Below are 20,031 nucleotides of genomic sequence, written 5' to 3'. Positions count from 1 at the left end.
GTTTCATTTTCATCGCCCAGTGGATGAACGATTAGGTTCTCCAATGCACATTGGCGGCAAAGTTTAAATATTTCACCATCGGTGATATATTGTGAGCAGCTTACCCGGGTGGTAACATGGCCAGAAAAGCAGCCGTTGCAGTTTTGATGGCCATTCTGATTTCCATGAGCCTGTTTGCAGTTCCAGCCAGGGCGGAAACACTGGAAAACGGCGGAGTCATAATGCAGGCCTTCTACTGGGATGTGCCAATGGGTGGAATTTGGTGGGATACAATAAGAGCCAAGGTGCCGGAGTGGTCACAAGCGGGCATAGCCGCAATATGGCTACCTCCGGCGAGTAAAGGCATGAGCGGCAACTACTCCATGGGCTACGATCCATACGACTACTTCGACCTCGGCGAGTATGACCAGAAGGGAACGGTAGAAACGAGGTTCGGCTCAAAGGACGAGCTCATATCCCTAATCAACACGGCACACGCCTACAACATGAAGGTGGTAGCGGACATAGTCATAAACCACAGGGCGGGCGGCGATTTAGAGTGGAACCCCTTCGTCAACGACTACACCTGGACGGACTTTTCTGGTGTTGCCTCAGGCAAATACACCGCCTGCTACCTCGACTTCCATCCCAATGACGTCAGCTACGCCGATGAAGGCACCTTCGGAGGTTTCCCCGACATAGACCACGACAAAGAGTGGAACCAGTACTGGCTGTGGAAGAGCAACGAGAGCTACGCTGCTTACCTCAGGAGCATTGGAATTGACGCCTGGCGCTTTGACTACGTCAAGGGCTACCCGGCGTGGGTGGTTAACTCGTGGCTGAGCTACTGGGGAGGCTGGGCCGTTGGAGAATACTGGGACACTAACGTCGACGCCCTTCTCAACTGGGCTTACTCCAGTGGTGCCAAAGTCTTTGACTTCCCGCTCTACTACAAGATGGACGAGGCCTTCGATAACAACAACATCCCCGCCCTCGTCGATGCCCTCAGATACGGCCAGACCGTAGTTAGCCGCGACCCGTTCAAGGCAGTGACCTTCGTCGCCAACCACGACACGGACATAATCTGGAACAAGTATCCAGCTTATGCGTTCATCCTCACCTACGAGGGTCAGCCCATGATATTCTACCGCGACTACGAGGAGTGGCTCAACAAGGACAAGCTGATAAACCTCATCTGGATACACGACAACCTCGCGGGGGGGAGCACCGACATAGTCTACTACGACAGCGACGAGCTGATATTCGTCAGAAGCGGCTACGGAAGCAAACCGGGACTGATAACCTATATCAACCTCGGCTCAAGCAAAGCCGGAAGGTGGGTCTACGTTCCGAAGTTTGCCGGGTCGTGCATACACGAGTACACCGGCAACCTCGGCGGCTGGATTGACAAGTGGGTGGACTCAAGCGGCTGGGTCTACCTTGAAGCCCCGGCCCACGACCCGGCCAACGGCCAGTACGGCTACTCCGTCTGGAGCTACTGTGGTGTTGGCTGAACTCTGTTTTCTTTTCCTATTTAAAAAGACGAAGAAGATTAGAACTCCACCACCCATTTAACCGCGTGCGGCACCTTTTTGGCAACCTCCAAAGCGGTGAAGTTCTCGCCGAGCTCGTCCTTCACCATATCCCCAGCGAGGCCGTTGATGAAGGCGCCAACGGAAGCGGCCCTTAGCGGCTCGTTGCCCAGAGCCAGCAGGGCCCCAACGAGGCCAGCCAACACATCTCCAGTTCCTCCGGTGGTCATTCCCCTGTTGCCGGTTCTGTTGTACTTCCAGGTTTTTCCGTCGCTTATGACGTCGTAAGCACCCTTGAGCAGGATAACGCCACCAATTTCCCTTGCCTTTGCCCTCACGAGCTCTGCTTTTTCCTGAAAGGAACCCTCAGGCTTGACGCCAAAGAGGACCTTGAACTCGCCACCGTGGGGAGTTAGGACGAAGGTCTTGCCCTTGAGAACGCTCAAGTCCTCAGCTATGCCCTTTAGGCCGTCGGCGTCTATGACTAAAGGCTTTTCGCAGCGCTTTACAAATTCCCTGACGAACTCCTTAGTTTCTTCCCTTAATCCTATGCCAGGCCCTATGATGACGGCATCAGACTTTTCTGCCAGTGCCAAGACTTCTTCAAGATGCTCTTTTGTGAAGTTCTTTCCTTCGACTGGCCTTAGAATAATATCCGGGTCGGCTATGCGCTTCGCAGGATATTCCGGCATCACTAAATAAACCAAGTCCACAAGATATGAAGCAGCTTTTGCCGCCAAGTAGGGCGCGCCGAAGTAGTCCTCGCTTCCGCCGATTATTAACAGCCTTCCGTTCTGACCCTTGTGCTCGCCCTTCTTTCTGAGTGCGAACTTCGCATCACCGGGGCCAACGAGGTGGTAGAGTTCCTTGGGATAGCCTATCTTAACCACAACGCGCTCGAAGCCATCATACTCCTCCTTGTCCCACTGGAATGTTACGGCGAAGTCGGCCTTAACGCGAACCGCAGATGGGTAGCCGCTTGGCAGGTCAACACTGACTATCTTGGCCTTTCCGGCGTATTCGTTTATCTTCTCGATGGCCGAGCGTATCGGCTCGCGCGGCTCGCCCTTTGTGCCGGCTCCAAGAAGGGCATCTACTATGACATCGAAGCCAGACAAATCGAGGGCCTTAATGTATGTCGAGTCCTTGAGGATCTTGATTCTCACGAAGTCGAGGCCCTTCAGGATTTCCCAGTTATGCTTAGCTTCCTCACTCCGTATCTTAGCCTCATCGCCTATGAGAAAGAGAGTAACATCGTTCTCGAAGCTGAGATGCCGAGCGGCAACAAAGCCGTCGCCGCCGTTGTTGCCAGTTCCAGAGAAGACGGCTACCTTGAGGCCTTTCCCAAACTTTTCCTCAATCGTTCTGGCAACTCCAGCGCCAGCATTTTCCATGAGCTGGAAGGGTGAGATTCCAAGCCACTTGGCGTTGATGTCCCAGATGTAAACGTCCTCGATTCTCATGGTCTCACCTTAATGAAATAGAAAACAAAACTTAAAAGGATTTTAGAAACGACGTCCAAGGAAAGTCATTATTAACAAGAGAGATACTAGAAAGGCAGGCCCACATATTGTGTTCCCAGAGGGCGTCTCTTTTGAAGATGTATTGTGTTCTCGATCTGCGAGTTCTTGATGAGCAGTATTGTTTAAAAGAAGCCTTTCAAGAGTCGCGTTAATCGTGAACTCTCTGCTCCTGAGATCAATAGCAGTACTAAAGGGTTTGTATCCTTCAAGCTGAAGTGATATGTTATATAATCCGGGCTTAAGGAGAACACTCATCGGTGTAATCCCAACCTCAGAGCCATTTAGGATAATTCTAGCACCTTGTGGTGAGCTCATTATTGTAAGATTTGAATAGACAAGTGGCAAACTTACTGAAACAACTGTCGTCCGATTTGAAAAAACTTGAACTATTTTTGTAATAGTCATATACTGCTCTGGATACTCTGCAGATTGAAACTTCAGCAAGTATTTTCCAGGAGCAAGTGTTAGGTTAAACGGTGCTGTGAAATTCCCATGTCCATCAATGATAACGATTGCCTCTGGTGAAGATAGCACCGATAAAACCCCCTCAAGAGGTCGGAGGTCAGCATCCAAGAGATAGCCTCTGCCAGATTCAACATTCAAAGTGATGTTATATGGGTAGTACAGCTCCTCAACAATCCTAAACGTGTGAATTCCAGGCGACACATTAAGCCTCAAAGGTGTCTCACCTACAAAGACACCATCAAGATACACCCTAGAAGTAACTGGAGCCCAGACCTCAACAAAAGAGGGCAAATTAGACAAATCAATAGAGTAAACATAGAACCTATTATCTGGAATACCCACTATGCTAGGAGGATTCCATACCACATAATGGCCATAAATCTTCGGTTCTACAATACCATTTAGAGATTCCAAATACTGATCCCAAAGTAAAACACCACTGGATGGATCAACAACCCCTATCCATCCAACTCCTTCCCTTGTCCCCCAGTTTATCAAACCTAGTGCAATAACAAGATATCCATCAAGAACGGCAATATCATACCTCGACGGACTATACCCTTTCATAGTATGAACTGGAACACTTAAGAGAATTCCTGGACTAGAAAAATCCCAATTGAACCTAACCACTCGAAGTTGTCCCAAAGAGACCCCACTCTCCCGTGCAAGAGCATAGAACGAACCATTGGTAAAAACGAGATCGCGAATTTCCCAATCAATATACTTCGAATTGTAAACCACATCGATGCCCTCTTGATCAACGCGAATGCAGGTTATATAATTTCCCAACCCAGTGTTGAATGGCACTCCATAGATTACAAAATAAGGAGTATTACTTTCACCAGCACTCTGAACTGACTCACAGGAATCATTCACAGGGAGGACTTGGGGAACTATCAATTTACCCAAAGAAATAGAGTAATTGTTGTAGCCATTAAGAGACAGCACTACAAAACGGGACTCCTCCGTTCGAACATCCGTATCAATGAAATACACGTTCTCACCGTCAGTATAGGCCCATCTCACCCAATAAACATTCTTTTTGAAGGCAATATTGCCATTAATATCTGTAACAAACAACCAGGATTTGTATCCAATGCTTGAGTTAACCCACTCAGAAACGAACACAATTAGTTCTTTAGTGTCTGGGATAAAGAATAAATAATTACTAAAAGAATTTAGACGAACACCCTCAAGAGAAAAAGTGGACCTGACTGAATATCCCCAGGGGTCGTTTTCATAAACGTACACTCTATTGTTGATATCAAATACTACATACCGACTATCAGGAGTTATCAAGAAGCTACCAAACCCATAACCGAGATATATATCCTCAAAAACAGTCCTGTTGGTCTCAAGATCCAGTATTTCCAAATAAGAGGGAGATGCTCCATTGTCAACATGAAACACTAGATATCTATCATGCATTACAATTGCCTCCATTTTTCCACCATTTTCTAATTCCATCTGAAAAACCTGTGACAATAAGCCAGCGAAGACACCCGGAATTATAAACGCAATAATTAGAGAAACAATCACTATCCGTCTCATAGCAAACACCTCTCAATTAATACTCCAAAAATACTTAAAAAAGTATCTCATAAAAGGAAGTACAAAAGTATCGAGGCTTTTTATAATTTTCCGAGCATAGAACAGAATAGACACTTTAAAGATTCTTCTTAAGTGTCCATTCAACAATTCCAATTCCAGAGTTAGGACAACTACTCCTCCCTGAAAATCCCCTCCCAAAAAGCCATCATTCCAGAGAGGGCAGCCCACATGAGCAGAGCGGCGAGGGAGAGCTTCCAGTAAGGCAGGGGCTCGTAGAGTGACCTTATGAGGTAGGCAGCGGCACTCGTGGGGAACAGTAGTAAAGGCTTTTGGAGAACGCTCGGCAAGACCTCGACGGGATAGTAAACGGGCAGGAAGACCGTGAGGAGCGTTAGCGCTATGTTTGAGGCGCGTATAATAACGATGGGCTCCTTCAGCTTCACCCCGAGGTAAAGACCTACGAAGACGCTCCAGAGCCATAGCAGGGCGAGAGCCGCGAGGAGCGAGAGGACTTTGGGGAACGACAGACCTTCGAGGTAAGCCAAGGATAGAACCAGCAGAACCAGGTAAGGTAGCGCGGGAAGGCTCATTCCAATGGAGATGCCGAGTCCCAGTTTGAGTGGATGCACTGGGAGAGTCATGAGAATGTCGTAGAACTTCGAGCGGGTTTTAAGACCTGCCAACTCTATGGCCAGGTCAGCTATTCCGACGCCGGCGATAAAGCTCACCATCGCACCGATTAGAGCGTTCGGAAGGGGCCGTCCACCGCTGATGACTGTCAAGAGGAAGATAAACGAGAGCGGCTGAATCGCGAAGCTGATGAGAGAGGAGCGGTTTTTAGTTAAGGCCCTCGCGTAGTATTCCAGCATGCTAATCATGCTCCCACCCCAGTAAGAAGAGATCCTCGATTGTTAGTTCCTCCACCCTGAAGGGAACGCCCCTATCAAGGAGAAGGCCTTCAAGCTCCCTCAGCTCGGTCTCGCTCGCAGGGTAGACGAAGGTGTACCTCCCGGCGCGCTTCGATGTGAAGCCCTCCAGCTCAAAGCTCTCAAAGAGCACCACCTTCTTCCTGAAGTGCGGAAGGTAGAGCCTGGCTATTTCCTCTGGCCTCCCCTTCAGGAGAACCCGCCTCTTGAGGAGTATCACCTCATCGCATACCCTGGAGATCCCGTCCACGTAGTGGCTTGTTAGAAAAATCGTGGCGTTTTCGGACTTCTCCCTCAGAACGTCCCAGAGCTCGAATCTCGCAGAGGGGTCGAGACCAACCGTCGGCTCGTCGAGAAAGTAGAGCTCGGCGTCATAGGCCAGAACCATCGCGAGTAGGGCCTTCCTAGCCATCCCACCGGAGAGCTCGACCATCGGCCTGTCCGCGTAATAGATGTTAAGCTTTTCCAACCACTCGCTGGCCTTTGCCCTCGCTTCGCCCCCCGGAAGGCCGCGCATTCTGAGGTAGTGGTATATGTACTCCCTCGGCGTGAGGGTGTAGAAGTGCGCTCTGACCTCCTGGGGTAGGAGAGCGCTTCGTCAGGCGTTCAACTTCAATGATCGCCATTTTCGAGCACCGCTCTGGCCCTATCATAGTCCCTCTCCGAATAGAGCACAAGGTAGACTTTCTCCAGACTCTTCGCTTCCTGTGAGAACTCTTCCACTGTCTCCTGGAAGGTTCTCACGACTCCCTCAAGGGGACAGCCGTAGATTCCCGCACTTATCGCCGGAAAGGCTATCGTTTTGACGCCAAGTTCCTCTGCCTTCCTCAGAGCGCCGAGTATAGCCTTCCTCAGCTTTTCCTTTTTATCCTCATCCCAGCGACCGCCGCAGTAGGGACCAACCGCGTGAATGACGTACTTAATCCCGTATCGCTCCAACCCCAACGCCGGTGTTACAACGACCTCGCCGTGCTCGATGGAGTCCTTCCCGAGCTGTTCATGCATCGCTTCCTTACTTATCCGTATATACTCACGAACATCACCGGCGGCCGCTTTGGCTATTGCGTAAGCAACGCCGCCACCGTGCTCCAGATAGCGGTTGGCTGCATTAACTATCGCCTCAGCAGGAAAGCGGGTAATGTCCCCCATAACAACCCCAAAGGAGACCATACCCCCCACCTCAGTCAAAAAGCTTCCTAAGAATCCGTCTCTCCCTCTCACCAAGAAAAGAGTCGTCACCAATCAATATTACCGTTGCCCCATTCAGAAGTGAGTAATCCCTCAGCGCGGACAAAAACTTCATCACCGGAGCAAAACCATTCTCTAAGATTAGGTACTCAAGCCCGTCTATGACGATGACAGCATTCTTTCCCAGATCAGATGCACTTTTCATGAACTTAACGGCCATATCAAGCATCTTGGCCAGGTTCGTAGGACTTATTGCACGCTCTTCTGACAACTTGGTTATCCAGAACCAGTTCGATCCGTCCTTATGTACCCTAGAAAATACGAGTGCTCCTTCCAAGATGTCATCGGGAACAGAAGGCATCATTGTAAGGCCGTTTTTGAGCTCGAGTTTAACATCAGAGAGCTCAAATTCACCGATAAAAGAACTATCGAGGAACGTCTTTATTGAAACGTACGCTAGAACAACAGCAAAGACAGCGGTAACGAGACCTATATACTGGTTAGTAAAGTAGTAGCCCCTCAAAAAGACGATGGCGGCAAAAGCCATCTCCAAGATACCCATTAGTCTGAGAGATTCGTTTCTGGTAAGGAGGAGGTAAACCCCTGAAAAAGCCACACTTCCCGCCAAAACAACCATGGAGTACGTCATATGCTCAGGAAACAGGAATATCAGCCCTGCTAGAGGGACAGCAGAAAAATATCTTAGCTCACGGACATAGGAGATATTACAGAGGAGCTCTTCCGAGGCGCGGAGATTCCCAAGCCAAACGAGGAACGCAAAAAATGCCAGACCTACGATGTACACAGATTCCCTCGGGACGAAGAAGTGAACAGAAAGGCTGAACCATGCGAGCGCGTAGTAAGCTAATGCCTTCCGCCCAGTAACGTGGTAATTATAGAAAAGGAGAACATATGAAACGATAAGAGCAACCCCAAAGACGAGCTCCATCATGTTAGCTCACCGATCACCCGTTCGGCATCATTAAGGATTTTCTCCTCATCCAAAGTGAATAATTCCCGATCCAGCATTAAAACTTTTCCGTCCACTATAGTTGTCTCGACGTCATTGCCGTTGGCGGAGTAAACCAAGTGGCTGATGACGTTATTAATCGGCCTCAGGTGAGGCTTGTTGAAGTCGATTATCGCGATGTCGGCCAAGTAGCCCTCCTTGATTATGCCTGCCTTGAGCCCGAGTGCCCTCGCACCGTTAACGGTCGCCATTCTGAAGACGGTCTCTGCATCGGCAACGGTGGGGTCGAGGTTGTGAACCTTATGGAGGAGAGCCGCAAGCTTCATCTCGTCAAGCATGTCGAGGTTGTTGTTGCTCGCTGAACCGTCAGTACCAAGGCCGACGTTAACGCCCGCATTAAGAAGCCTCTGAAGGGGCATAACGCCGCTGGCGAGCTTCATGTTGCTCGCAGGGTTGTGGGCGACGGTAACGCCGTGTCTCGCCAGAATCTGTATGTCTCTGCTGTCTAGCCAGACGCCATGAGCTATTATGACATCCCTTCCAAAGAAACCGATGTCGTCAAGCAGAACCACCGGGCTCTTGCCATAGCGTTCGGAGATCTGACCTATCTCGGCCATTGTTTCGCTGACGTGGATGGTTATGAGCTTGCCGTGTTCATTCGCGAGTCTCCTGACCTCTTTAAGGAGGGCTATCGAGCAGGTATACGGGGCGTGCGGCCCGAAGACGAAGTGAACTCTATCTGAGTCAAGTCCCTCTATGAATTTCATTATCCTGAGAGCTTCATTTACCTCCTTCTCCGTCTTCTCAGGGTCGCCCAGGTCGATCATGCCGTAGCTCAGATATCCCCTCAGACCGCTTTCGAGGGTCACCTCGGCGACCGCGTCCATGAAGAAGTACATATCCAAAAACGTCGTTGTTCCGCTTTTTATCATCTCCAGCGCGCCAAGGTAAGCGCCGACTTTGGTGTACTCCCTTGTCAGCTTAGCCTCTTTCGGCCAGATGTGGTCCTGGAGCCAGTCCATCAACGGCAGATCGTCGGCGAGGCCGCGGAAGAGCCCCATTGGAGAGTGGGTATGCAGGTTGACGAAGCCTGGAGAAACAACTTTTCCCTTGGCGTCTATGACAGTGTCGGCGCTCTTGTTGATGTTTTTGGCAACCTCCACTATTTTATTACTCTCGATGAGGACGTCCGCTTTGATAACTTCAAGGTTCTCGCCGTAAACCACGTAGCCGTTCTTGATTAGGATGCTCATAACTACCACCCTCTTTTTTAAGAGGGGATATTTAGAAGATAAGTTAAAAAGATGTCGGGAAAGAGAGAAAAGTCAAAGGGGAACCCAAAGAGCCCATTCGTAGGGATTGAACTCGTTATAGTGATCCCAAATGTAGGCGTAGCCGTTCTCAACCAGCCACTCATTGACGTTGAGAGCATAACCGTCGTCCCAGTAGGGAAGATAAACAACAGCGACAACACGGTCGTATGGGTCGGTTTCGTATATATCGTCGACATCGATGTAAACGTACTCTCCAAGTATCAACCTGGTAAGGGCACGCCATGCCTTTTTGCCATCGCTTGTGTAAATTTCCGGCGCGTTTATGTCCGCAAGGCGTATCTTGAACGTCTCTCCAGCATGGTAGCCACTGTAAGACTGGAACCAGATAGTATCGCCGTCAACAACATCAATCACCTTCCCATAGGCCTCAAACTCGTAGGCACTGGCAAAACCAGAGACAAAAACCACCATAAGGATCACGGATGTAAGGAACAATGCACTCCGCCCCATGGGAATCACCGGAGAAAAATACAAAAGAAACATAAAAAGATTTCGCATATATGTTAAAATTCCACAAAAAATAGAAATATTATATTATCTCAAAACACCAGAACTAGATAGTCGCACAAAGGACAACATAGAATAAAAATGAAAGCTCAAACAAACATGCTCTTCAGCACCTCGGCGCAACCGCACTTCCTCTCCTCCGGTATGCGTGGAATTCCCTTCTTGAGAAGCTCCTGAACTTTATAGTTGTTCTCAGCCATGACCTTCATGACCTCCTGAGCATCGACGGGCTTGTCGGCCCAGACGTCGTAGTCGGTAACGGTTGCGATGTTTACGTAGCACATGCCAAGCTCCCTGGCGAGGTTTATCTCCGGAACAAGCGTCATGCCGATGATGTGAGCGTACTGTCTGAACATAAAGCTCTCGGCCCTCGTTGAGAACCTCGGACCCTCTATACAGACGTAGGTGCCCTTCTCATGGACAGGGAAGCCGAGCTCTTTAGCCGTCTCGTAGAATATTTTCCTCATCTCGGGGCAGAAGGGGTCGGCCATGCTGACGTGGGCAACTCTTGGCCCGTTGTAGAAGGTGTAGTCGCGCTTTTTCGTGAAGTCAATGAACTGGTCGGTTATGACGATGTCTCCCGGCTTGTACTCCTCGCGGAGCGAGCCGACGGCTGTTACGCCGATGACGCGCTCGACGCCAAGCTCCTTGAGAGCCCAGATGTTCGCCCTATATGGAACCTCGTGCGGCGGGAACTCGTGGTGCTTGCCGTGGCGCGGTATGAAGGCGACCTCGACGCCCCCAATCTTCCCGATTTCCACTGGAGCCGAAGGCCTGCCGTAGGGAGTGTGAACCTTGACGGTCTCTTCTGGATCAAAAACGCCGTAAACACCGGAACCGCCTATGATACCTATCCTCGGCATTTGGACATCACCCTGTAAAAATCAGGCTTGAGTTATTTAAGACTTGCCTTTCCAGTGGAAATAGAGCTCCGAAACTTTAATAACCTTTAGAAACTAAAAATTTCCTTGGGTGAGAACATGGAGAACGGGAAGCCAGTCAAGATAGTTCTGCCAGAGATAAAGGACCCCATTCTCATCGAGGGATATCCCGGAATAGGCCTGGTCGGCCACATAGCGGCCAACTTCTTAGCGAAGGAACTCGGAATGGAGATGGTAGGCTACGTGGAGAGTCCATTCATTCCTCCGATGGCGCTCATCCTTGAGGGGAAGCCCAACCCACCACTCAGGTTCTACGGAAAAGACAACATAATCCTCGCCGTTGCCGATATCTACGTGCCTCCAACTCTAGTAAGCGAAATAGCCAAGGAACTAGTGAGGTATCTGAAAGATATGAACGCAGCGAAGGTAATTTCTCTTGGAGGCATTGGTATTGGCCTATTCAAGGAGAAAATGGATGTCTGGGGCGTCGGTGCGCGCGAGGAGCTCAACAAGGAGCTGGAAAACTTCGGCGTCAAGATACTCCAGTACGGCTCAATAATGGGCATGAGTGGCAAGCTCCTATGGGAGGCAAGCAAAGAAGGTTTGGACGCCTACGTTCTCCTCGGCGAGACCTTTGGGGACAGACCAGACCCGAGGGCAGCAGCCAACGTTGTTGAGGTTCTCAAGAAGCTGACGCCCATAGAGGTCTCCACGGAGCCTCTTATCAAGGAGGCAGAGATGATAGAGGAACAGCTCAGAAAAATGCACGAGCAGATGGAGCAGGCGAGGAGAAAGACCGAGAAGCAGTACGAGAGCATCTACCTGTGAGGTGAGAGCATGGAGGCGGTGACCTTAGCTGGAATCGCAAGACGCGTTCTGGATGAGCTCCTCAGAAGCCCCTACAAGACGCTGGAAATCAGAAGCGCGAGGAACGTCGTAGCCCTCGAAAGGGCGCGCGAGCTGGGAAGGGTCTTTCTCACATACGAAACCTACCAGGACATAACCATCGGAACGGAAGGACTCCTCGCCGAGTTGCTAAAACTCGAGAGCATGGAGCAGCGCATTCCATGGGAGGAGAGCGATGAAAGAGAAATCACAGTCTGCAGGGCGCAATTGAGGCTGCTGGGACTGGGAAGAATCGTCGAGATAAGGAAGAAGAATACAATTTTGTTCGTCAGAGTCAGGGAGATGTTCCCGCAGGAGATGGACATTGGCTAAAACAGCGTCGTTTGCCTGCCTTTAGTCACGCTTTCCCTCTTGGGCGGCTGAACCCTTCTGAATTCCAGACCTTCTTTTTCAAGGAGCTTCTTAGCGCCAGAGGTAAGCGAAGGTGCGACGAGAATTCCCCTGACGGCTGGGTGCTCAGCCCTCAAAGCCTCAACGTAGCGCTTGAGCTGACTCACCGCGTGGAGGTCTGCCCTCCTGCGCTTGAGCTCCAGAACCACGAGGTTGCCCTCCCTATCCCTTCCAAGGATGTCCACTATGCCGTGGCCAATGGACTTCTCGCGGAAGAGGGGCCTGAAGCCAGGCTCAATTAGCTCGGGGTTTTTGAATATCATCTCCGCCATCTCAGCCTCGCTGCCGGTTAATGCCAGCTCCTCGTAGTCCTCGGCCTTAAAGAGGGAGGCGAGGTAAACCTCCTCCAGCTCGACTTCAAGGATTTCTTTGGGCTTCCTTCTTACGGATCGGAGGACGATAATCCCATCGCGCTCCTCGACGGTTACGAAGCTTCCGGGCGGTTGCCAGTTGACAGGCTCACGCTTCTTGCTCTGGTGAATGAGAAAAGCACCGTCGGGCTTGACAAGTATAACCCTGTCGCCAGAACCGAGCTCGCTCTTAGCCCTGCCGTCGTAGTGAACCTTACACCGGGCAAAAATCGTCAGCATGGCCTCCTTTGATAGCGCGGAATCGATTATCCCTAGAAGCTCCTCGCGGGAGGGGTTCGTCACTGCCTCAACTTTTGACATGGGAAGAGGTAAAGAAGAGGGGTTAAAAAGCTAACTCAGTCCTCGACGCCCTTGTCGGTGATGCGGAATATAGCCTCTCCCTCGGGCAGGTGCGGGCTGTCTATGAGCCTGGCGACGCGCTTTCCAGCCTTGCCCTTCCTGAGGTATATCCTCAGCGTCGCGGAGTGTGCGAGTATATGACCTCCAACGGGCCTCGTCGGATCGCCGAAAAAGGCGTCAGGTTTCGCCTGGACCTGGTTGGTGACGAAGACTGCTATGTCGTAGAGGTCAGCGATGCGGTGAAGGTCTGCTAAGTGCTTTGCCAGCTTCTGCTGCCTCTCGGCAAGAGTTCCCCTTCCAACGTACTCACTTCTGAAGTGGGCCATAAGCGAATCTATGACGATCAGCTTGACGGGCCTCTCAGTCTCGGCTTTCTCCTTGATTATCTCCTCTGCCCTCTCGACAAGAAGCATCTGGTGGTTGCTGTTGAATGCCCTTGCAACATAGATGTTCTTGAGGACCTCCTCCGGATCGAGACCGCGGTTTTCAGCAATCTGCCGTATTCTCTCGGGCCTGAAAGTGTTCTCCGTGTCTATCCAGATGACCGAACCTTGAAGTCCACCTTCTTCTGGCGGAAGCTGAACCATTACTGCCAGAGTGTGGGCCAGCTGGGTCTTACCGCTTCCAAACTCACCAAAGACCTCGGTTATGGCCTGGGTTTCTATACCACCGCCGACCAGCTTATCGAGGCTCTTGCTTCCGGTGGATATCTTGCCTATGGTCCTCCGCTTTTCCATGTACTCGTCGGCGCGCATGAAGGTTCCTATGTTAGCTGCCTCTCTGGCAGCTTGGATTATCTTGAGTGCCGCCCCCTCGCTTATACCGGCTATCTCCTTAAGCTCCATCGGAGATGCAACGGCTATAGCCTCAATGCTGTCGTAGCCAGCCTCGCGGAGCTTCTCGGCAGTGGCGGGACCAACGCCCGGAAGATCCTCTAACGTCTTAATCTCTTTCTGCTTCTTCTTGGTTGAGCTTGATGATGACTCCTCAACAACGTCGAGCTCCTCAAACTCCTCGAGCTCTTTTATTTCATCCTCAGCCTTCTTTTTCTTCGGCATCCCACTCACCCGCTACGACTACCTTCCATAGGGGTAAAAAACTGGAGGGTTATATACTTTTCTCAGGGAAAGGAACTTTTAAGATTTTGGTTCTAAAGCCAAAAGACCATCAAATTGGCCAAATTTAGTGGAGTAAGCACAGGACAATAAAGCAAAAGCCCAGAAATCCCAGGAGTTCAGCCTTTTCCAGTGGAAACAACACTCCTTATCACGAGCAGTTTTGCCCCTTCCGGGATGGGTTCATTGAGATTTGGTCCGAGGATAGCCCTATCAGTGTAGTAACCGACGAGGAAGTAGCCCTCCGAATAAAGCTTCTGAAACGCCTCGATGTAGGGAACACCCCAGAGGTTCTTCCTTACAATAGTGGATATGTCATAGCCCCGGGAGGTGGTCGTCAGGTCATCTATGACATCAACGACTTCGGGTTCGAAGACTGAACTCGCTAAAAGTCTGCCCGCGAGGCTCCTGCTTGTTATAACCCTGTCGGCACCTGCCTGCTTAAGCAGCTCGACGCTCTCTGGCTTCAGTGCTTCCACGAAGACTTTTGCATCAGATATGCGCTTTATCATTAGGGTTGTGAAGACAGACTTCGAGTCGTCCTCGAGGGAAAGTATCACATAGGACGCATCCCCTACCTTGGCCCTCTCAAGAGTCTCTCTATTCGTGGGATCCCCGATGAGAACCTCCACCTCTTCCGGAAGTTCCAGTTTTTTGCGCTCCTCTTCACTGGGGAGAACAACGACTATCGGCCTTGCATCAGCATCTCCAGAGGAAATCGCCGACATGAGCTCACTCACACAGCTGGGAACGCTACTTCCCTGACCTATGATAACGTAATGTCTAGAATACCTTACGCGATGCATGCCCGTCATCCTCCTCAAAGACGATGAAATGAAATATTCAGCTAGAATGGAAACCAGGGCGGTGAAAGTCGAGATTCCAGCGACAGCGGCTATCATAGCCACTATCCGGCCGGCTTCGGTTTGGGGGATTATGTCCCCATAGCCGATCGTGGCCATGGTTATTATTGCCCAGTAGAACGCGGTAAAGAAGTCCACGCCCTCCAAATACATGAACAGACCCGCAAAAGCTAACGCCAGTCCCAGAACCACAGTAGCAATTAGGAGAAGCTTGTTCCTGCTCACCCGGATCTTGAGCTTCAAGAGTCTTCTAACGAGGGGTACTGGAATCATGTTGTACACTATCGTTAGCAGGTTTAAAAAAGTATCATTAATGCTTTGTGGTGTCCAGTAATGGAGTTAGATTTCCACTGGAAACAAAGGTCTTTTTCGATGATTATTTGAAAGACCCCCCAGAGTTTCATTTCCACTGGAACCCAATTTCGGAGAATGGATGGATTACATGCCAGAAAAAACAGAAAGCTCCATTTATAAAGGACATTACAAACATAAAATCAACAGATTTTAAATCTACTCTTTGAATATTTAGACTAATTTTCATGATCTTTATGAGTTTGAGATTTTTTATGAACATTGTTCATGAAAAAATATAAATATTGGGAATTGTAAAGAAAGCGGGAGAGTTTCACCAAAAACCAAAGGACAATATGGGAGTAGCCAAAGCCCGCCTCCACCGGAAACAGAACTCTGGGGGACTACGAAACCGTTTAATGTTCTGTCTTGTGTTTAGTACATATGTTTACCAAAATAGTACGATTTGGAGCATTAGTGTACATGATTTTCTGTCCAAAAATGTTCATTCTTCTTTCAGTGGAAATGCCCATCTGGATGCTATTGTTCATTTTCGAATGTAAATGTTTGATGCACTATTATGTTCTTTGACCCCTTCAGTTTCCGCTGGAACGATACCGTTATTAAGTTTCGAATCGAAAGTTCCCTTGGTGATTTCAGTGGAAGATATTGAGAATCAAGTTCTCAGCTGGCTTAGGGATGGTGACGACAACGCTAAGGACATTGTGGATCTTCCTTGGGTCATAAAAAACGTCGGTCAGAACGCTTACGTTGCTGAGCATCCCCGTATGCCATTTGGCCTTATCGTGATGTTCTCTAATGACTTTGTCCATCTGATAGTTCCTCTTCGTCTGGAGACCATTTCCATGACGAAAGACGAGCGCTTGAAGATTTACCACACACTTCTCCTGCTCAATGATAGAGTCAACCTCATGAAATTCACACTCTCCGGGATGAACGATGAGATATACCTCCGTGTGGACCTCGACAAGAAATCCCTGGGTAAGGCCGAGTTCAATGATGCCCTGACGTCACTTCTGGTAGGTCTTCAATCGGCCGTCGAGGCCCTTGGCTTAGAGGAGGCCTTTGCCCGGGATGTGTTTGATCGCATTGTCTGGATGATCTTCGAGAGGCTTCAGAAAGGGGCTACACGGGAAGAACTTCTCCGCTTCCTGGTGGTTAAAGTCGGAATGCCTGAAGCCGATGCCAAACGGCTGCTCAAAGAGATATTCGAGGCCCAGGAAGAGGCTAACTCTCGTGAACAGGACAACACAATATATCTCTGACGATTTTTCTGTTGGCCCTCTATTCTTTTTACATCCCTCTGTTCAACAAGGCATATAAACCCCTGAAGCTCACTACCTACGCTTTCCTCTGTATCCGGTGCTTCCTGTGGAGCACATGTTTAGCGTTCATGATCACAATGATGAAGTCGTATGATTTACAGTTATTGTCTTTAAAATTGTCATACGTTCCAACTGTGATTCGGAGCTCTGTACAATAATCACGGCTGGAGCTGGATTTCCAGTGGAATGGGTGGTGCTGATGGACGACAATTACCTTGATTCAATCTTCGAGAAGTATCTTCATGCCAAGAAGATTTTCAAGAATAAGGAGGTTTTAAGGCATAGCTATACGCCCAGAGAGCTTCCTCACAGGCGTGAACAGATTGAGAACCTTGCGCACATTCTCGTTCCGGTTCTTAGAGGTGAAACTCCTTCCAACGTTTTCGTCTACGGCAAAACCGGTACTGGTAAGACCGTCACCATAAAGTTCGTCACAGAGGAGCTGAAGAAGATATCCCAAAAGTACAACGTTCCCGTTGATGTTATCTATGTCAACTGTGAGATAGTCGACACACAGTACCGTGTTCTTGCCAACATAGTGAACCACTTCCGCGAGGAGAGTGGCGTTGAAGTTCCGCTCGTAGGATGGCCGACCGATGAGGTGTACTCCAAGCTCAAGGCGGTCATAGATGCCAAAGAGCGCTTCGTCATCATAGTCCTCGATGAGATTGACAAACTCATCAAAAAGAGCGGTGACGATATTCTTTACTCTCTCACGAGGATAAACACCGAACTTCACCGGGCGAAGGTTAGCATAATTGGCATATCCAACGACCTCAAGTTCAAGGACTACCTGGACCCGCGCGTTCTTTCAAGTCTAAGCGAGGAGGAGGTTGTCTTCCCACCTTACGACGCCAATCAGCTGCGGGATATACTCATGCAGCGTGCTAAGGATGCCTTTAACGAAGGTGTTCTCGATGACGGTGTAGTTCCCCTCTGTGCTGCCTTGGCAGCCCGCGAGCACGGTGATGCAAGGCGCGCCCTCGACCTGCTCCGCGTCGCTGGAGAAATAGCCGAGCGCGAAGGGGCGAGCAAGGTAACCGAGCGCCACGTCTGGAAGGCCCAAGAGAAGATAGAGCAGGACACCATGGAGGAGGTCATAAAGACCCTTCCGCTCCACTCAAAGGTTCTCCTCTATGCTATCGTTCTCCTGGACGAGAACGGCGAGCTGCCCGCAAACACTGGCGACGTCTATTCTGTCTACAAGTCCCTCTGCGACCACATAGACCTTGAACCGCTAACTCAGAGGCGCGTGAGTGATTTAATAAATGAACTAGATATGCTCGGCATCATAAACGCCAAGGTCGTCAGCAAGGGCCGCTATGGTAGAACCAAGGAGATAAGGCTCAACGTAACTCCTTATAAGGTCAAGAACATATACCGTCATGATCACCAGCTCCAGACGGTGCTCACTATAAGCATGTCCCGCCAGAGGAGGCTGCTCTGATGGGTCTGATTGAGGATTTAATGGCTAACAACTATCTAATCACTCCGTCGGCCTATTACCTCCTTGTTGATGGCTATAAGAAGGACTTTACTCTCGCTGAGCTCATCAAGTTCGCCAAGGCAAGGGGTACCTTTGTAATAGACTCCACCGTCGCCAGGGAGTTTCTCATGGAGAAGGGCATGGCTCCATTGGAAAGTTCGATCTCTTCTTCTGCAGAATTCCACCCCCATGTTGAAGAGCAAACTTCAGAAGATATGGCTTCTGAAGCTGAAATGCTTGTTGAAACGCCTGGAACTGTCGAATCGTCTGCTGTGGATGGAGAAATACTCGAACTGACAACTGTGGCTGCTGTTCATAGTGCTGACGAAGGAACGTCTATTTCCACTGGAACCTCCTCTGAAAGCGGGGGTGATATGTCTGAAATGGGCCCGTTGGGGCAAGAAGAGCCCAACTTTTCTGGGGGGGAGAGTTATATTTCCACTGGAACTCTGGAGGAATCCCCCCTTATAGGTGACTCTGAATCTGAAACCGAAGTCATGGAGGCCTCCATTTCTGAGGTTGCTGATGAAACCCTTCCAGTGGAAGGGGGGCTTTCAGTCGAAGAGGCTCCGACTGGAAACGACAATGGCAATGTCCCCAGCTACGTGAGCAGTGAGGAGGCCGATAACGGCGTCAAGCCGAGGATAGTCTACGGTGACTATGGTGTTCCGATAGCCTACGTCGAGGAGGTTCCTGAAGAAGAGAAGAGCTATTCAGTCTATTCTGACTTTAGGATATCTCCAAAGGAAGGCTTCTACTACAGGGCCAAAGAGATTCCAGAGGATTATGAAATTGCCTTCGATGTCAAGGACGTCAAGTTCACCATTCCGAAGGCCAAGGACGCCCGGGGCAAGGAGGGGGAGATAATAATCAAGGTCTATGCGGACTACTTCAGGAGCAGGCTCAAGAAGATGCGCCGTATTCTTCGCGAGAATCCGGAGATAGGCAGTGTGATAGACATAGCCAAGCTAAGTTACGTTAGAACCGATGATGACGTCACGATAATCGGCCTCGTGAACTCTAAAAGGGAGACTGCTAAGGGTTTCATGTTCGAGGTTGAGGACAACACGGGAATAATCAAGGTCTTCATAAACCGCAACAACGAGGACTCGAAGAAGTTCTTCGAGATAATGCCCGACGCTGTGGTGGCCTTCAAGGGTCGCTACTCTGGAAGGGGCATCTTCTTCGCGGATAAGATTTACCTGCCGGACGTTCCAAAGTTCAAGCGCGAAAAGCCGCCCCTTGAGGAAAAGGTCTACGCTGTTCTGCTCAGTGACGTCCACGTCGGAAGCAATAAGTTCTGCGAGAAAGCCTTTATGCGCTTCCTCGAGTGGCTCAACGGAGATGTCAACAACAGGGCCGAGGAGGAGCTCGTGAGCCGGATTAAGTACATGATAATCGCTGGCGACGTCGTTGATGGCATAGGCATCTATCCCGGCCAGTACAACGAGCTTGCTATTCCTGACATTTTCGATCAGTACGAGGCTTTGGCGAACCTCCTCTCCAACGTCCCGGACCATATAACAATGTTTATTGGCCCGGGCAACCACGATGCGGCCAGAACGGCCCTTCCTCAGCCGGGCTTTTACGAAGAATATGCCAGACCTCTCCTTAAGCTCAAGAACGCGGTCATAATAAGCAATCCTGCGGTGGTAAAGCTTCATGGCAGGGACTTTCTCATAGCTCACGGAAGGGGGATAGAGGACGTCGTCAGCTTTATCCCGAACAGAACCCATCACAGGCCTGCGGAGGCAATGCTCGACCTCCTCAAGCTCCGCCACCTTGCACCAACCTTCGGTGAGAAGGTGCCAATAGCTCCGGATCCGGAGGATACCCTTGTCATAGAGAGCGTTCCAGACCTCTTCCAGGCCGGCCACGTCCACGTTATGCAGTATAAGATTTACAACGGCGTCTTTTTGATAAACACCGGCACATGGCAGGCCCAGACGGAGTTCCAGAAGATGGTGAACATCGTTCCTACCCCTGCAAGGGTTCCAATAATCGATGTGGAAACCGCCCGTTTGAGGGCCGTTGTGCACTTTGACCAGTACTGTGAGGGTGTTTGACA

18 protein-coding genes and 1 pseudogene are annotated in these 20,031 nt (G+C 50.1%); 7 read left to right on the top strand and 12 right to left on the bottom strand.

The window, feature by feature from the left end:
- The first annotated feature begins 116 nt into the window (after positions 1 to 116).
- On the top strand, positions 117 to 1,493 hold the full coding sequence (locus TON_RS08470; RefSeq protein WP_012572622.1) for an alpha-amylase: 1,377 nt from the start codon (positions 117 to 119) through the stop codon (positions 1,491 to 1,493).
- Between the two features lie 38 nt (positions 1,494 to 1,531).
- Here TON_RS08470 and TON_RS08465 read toward each other — a convergent pair whose 3' ends face one another.
- The 9 genes and pseudogenes from TON_RS08465 to TON_RS08425 all read right to left on the bottom strand — a co-directional run bounded on the left by TON_RS08465 (position 1,532) and on the right by TON_RS08425 (position 10,838).
- Complete coding sequence (locus tag TON_RS08465) at positions 1,532 to 2,974, bottom strand: bifunctional ADP-dependent NAD(P)H-hydrate dehydratase/NAD(P)H-hydrate epimerase (RefSeq protein ID WP_012572621.1); 1,443 nt, start codon at positions 2,972 to 2,974, stop codon at positions 1,532 to 1,534.
- 42 nt (positions 2,975 to 3,016) lie between these two features.
- A complete protein-coding gene (locus tag TON_RS08460) occupies positions 3,017 to 5,050 on the bottom strand; it encodes a PEGA domain-containing protein (RefSeq protein WP_012572620.1) in 2,034 nt (677 codons plus the stop codon).
- Between the two features lie 170 nt (positions 5,051 to 5,220).
- The gene (locus TON_RS08455; RefSeq protein ID WP_012572619.1) at positions 5,221 to 5,928 is read right to left on the bottom strand and encodes a hypothetical protein; all 708 of its coding nucleotides are present in this window, start codon (positions 5,926 to 5,928) and stop codon (positions 5,221 to 5,223) included.
- Positions 5,921 to 6,553: pseudogene (locus tag TON_RS08450) on the bottom strand (AAA family ATPase); the annotation flags it as partial. The gene TON_RS08455 and the pseudogene TON_RS08450, both read right to left, overlap by 8 nt.
- Before the next feature lie 35 nt (positions 6,554 to 6,588).
- A complete protein-coding gene (locus tag TON_RS08445; protein WP_012572617.1) occupies positions 6,589 to 7,146 on the bottom strand; it encodes a [protein ADP-ribosylglutamate] hydrolase in 558 nt (185 codons plus the stop codon).
- Between the two features lie 10 nt (positions 7,147 to 7,156).
- On the bottom strand, positions 7,157 to 8,116 hold the full coding sequence (locus TON_RS08440) for a DUF835 domain-containing protein (RefSeq protein ID WP_012572616.1): 960 nt from the start codon (positions 8,114 to 8,116) through the stop codon (positions 7,157 to 7,159).
- Complete coding sequence (locus TON_RS08435; protein ID WP_012572615.1) at positions 8,113 to 9,387, bottom strand: amidohydrolase family protein; 1,275 nt, start codon at positions 9,385 to 9,387, stop codon at positions 8,113 to 8,115. The genes TON_RS08440 and TON_RS08435 overlap by 4 nt, the downstream gene beginning before the upstream one ends.
- A gap of 72 nt (positions 9,388 to 9,459) precedes the next feature.
- Positions 9,460 to 9,918 carry a thermonuclease family protein gene (locus TON_RS08430; RefSeq protein WP_012572614.1) on the bottom strand — a complete coding sequence of 153 codons (459 nt, stop codon included), beginning with the start codon at positions 9,916 to 9,918 and terminating at the stop codon, positions 9,460 to 9,462.
- A 146-nt stretch (positions 9,919 to 10,064) separates the two neighbouring features.
- Entirely contained in the window at positions 10,065 to 10,838 is a 774-nt protein-coding gene (locus TON_RS08425; RefSeq protein WP_012572613.1) for an S-methyl-5'-thioadenosine phosphorylase, read from the bottom strand.
- A gap of 117 nt (positions 10,839 to 10,955) precedes the next feature.
- Here TON_RS08425 and TON_RS08420 point away from each other — a divergent pair, with 117 nt between their 5' ends.
- Both TON_RS08420 and TON_RS08415 read left to right on the top strand, forming a co-directional pair.
- Complete coding sequence (locus tag TON_RS08420) at positions 10,956 to 11,684, top strand: proteasome assembly chaperone family protein (protein WP_012572612.1); 729 nt, start codon at positions 10,956 to 10,958, stop codon at positions 11,682 to 11,684.
- A gap of 9 nt (positions 11,685 to 11,693) precedes the next feature.
- Positions 11,694 to 12,074, top strand: a complete 381-nt coding sequence (locus TON_RS08415; RefSeq protein WP_012572611.1) for a DUF473 domain-containing protein — start codon at positions 11,694 to 11,696, stop codon at positions 12,072 to 12,074.
- Here the strand turns inward: TON_RS08415 and nucS are convergent.
- The 3 genes from nucS to TON_RS08400 all read right to left on the bottom strand — a co-directional run bounded on the left by nucS (position 12,071) and on the right by TON_RS08400 (position 15,113).
- Positions 12,071 to 12,823, bottom strand: coding sequence for an endonuclease NucS (gene nucS, locus TON_RS08410; protein WP_012572610.1), 753 nt, complete (start codon positions 12,821 to 12,823; stop codon positions 12,071 to 12,073). The two genes, TON_RS08415 and nucS, sit on opposite strands and share 4 nt — an antisense overlap.
- Positions 12,824 to 12,858: 35 nt before the next feature.
- Positions 12,859 to 13,920: a DNA repair and recombination protein RadA gene (gene radA / locus TON_RS08405; RefSeq protein WP_012572609.1), complete on the bottom strand. Its 1,062-nt coding sequence runs from the start codon at positions 13,918 to 13,920 to the stop codon at positions 12,859 to 12,861.
- Positions 13,921 to 14,096: 176 nt separating this feature from the next.
- Complete coding sequence (locus TON_RS08400) at positions 14,097 to 15,113, bottom strand: potassium channel family protein (protein WP_012572608.1); 1,017 nt, start codon at positions 15,111 to 15,113, stop codon at positions 14,097 to 14,099.
- Positions 15,114 to 15,163: 50 nt separating this feature from the next.
- Here TON_RS08400 and TON_RS10395 point away from each other — a divergent pair, with 50 nt between their 5' ends.
- From TON_RS10395 to TON_RS08385, 4 genes are all read left to right on the top strand, one after another.
- Positions 15,164 to 15,361 (top strand): hypothetical protein, encoded by a 198-nt coding sequence (locus TON_RS10395; protein ID WP_148202385.1) that lies wholly within the window; start codon positions 15,164 to 15,166, stop codon positions 15,359 to 15,361.
- Between the two features lie 429 nt (positions 15,362 to 15,790).
- Positions 15,791 to 16,417, top strand: coding sequence for a hypothetical protein (locus TON_RS08395; RefSeq protein WP_012572607.1), 627 nt, complete (start codon positions 15,791 to 15,793; stop codon positions 16,415 to 16,417).
- A gap of 259 nt (positions 16,418 to 16,676) precedes the next feature.
- Positions 16,677 to 17,924, top strand: a complete 1,248-nt coding sequence (locus TON_RS08390) for an ORC1-type DNA replication protein (protein WP_012572606.1) — start codon at positions 16,677 to 16,679, stop codon at positions 17,922 to 17,924.
- Positions 17,924 to 20,029, top strand: a complete 2,106-nt coding sequence (locus TON_RS08385) for a DNA-directed DNA polymerase II small subunit (RefSeq protein WP_012572605.1) — start codon at positions 17,924 to 17,926, stop codon at positions 20,027 to 20,029. Before TON_RS08390 ends, TON_RS08385 begins: the two co-directional genes overlap by 1 nt.
- Positions 20,030 to 20,031 lie beyond the last annotated feature (2 nt).

This window comes from Thermococcus onnurineus NA1, from assembly GCF_000018365.1.
GTDB classification, from domain to species: domain Archaea; phylum Methanobacteriota_B; class Thermococci; order Thermococcales; family Thermococcaceae; genus Thermococcus; species Thermococcus onnurineus.
The sequence above is the reverse complement of the archived record's forward strand: the minus strand, read 5'-3'. Positions and strand labels throughout refer to the sequence as shown.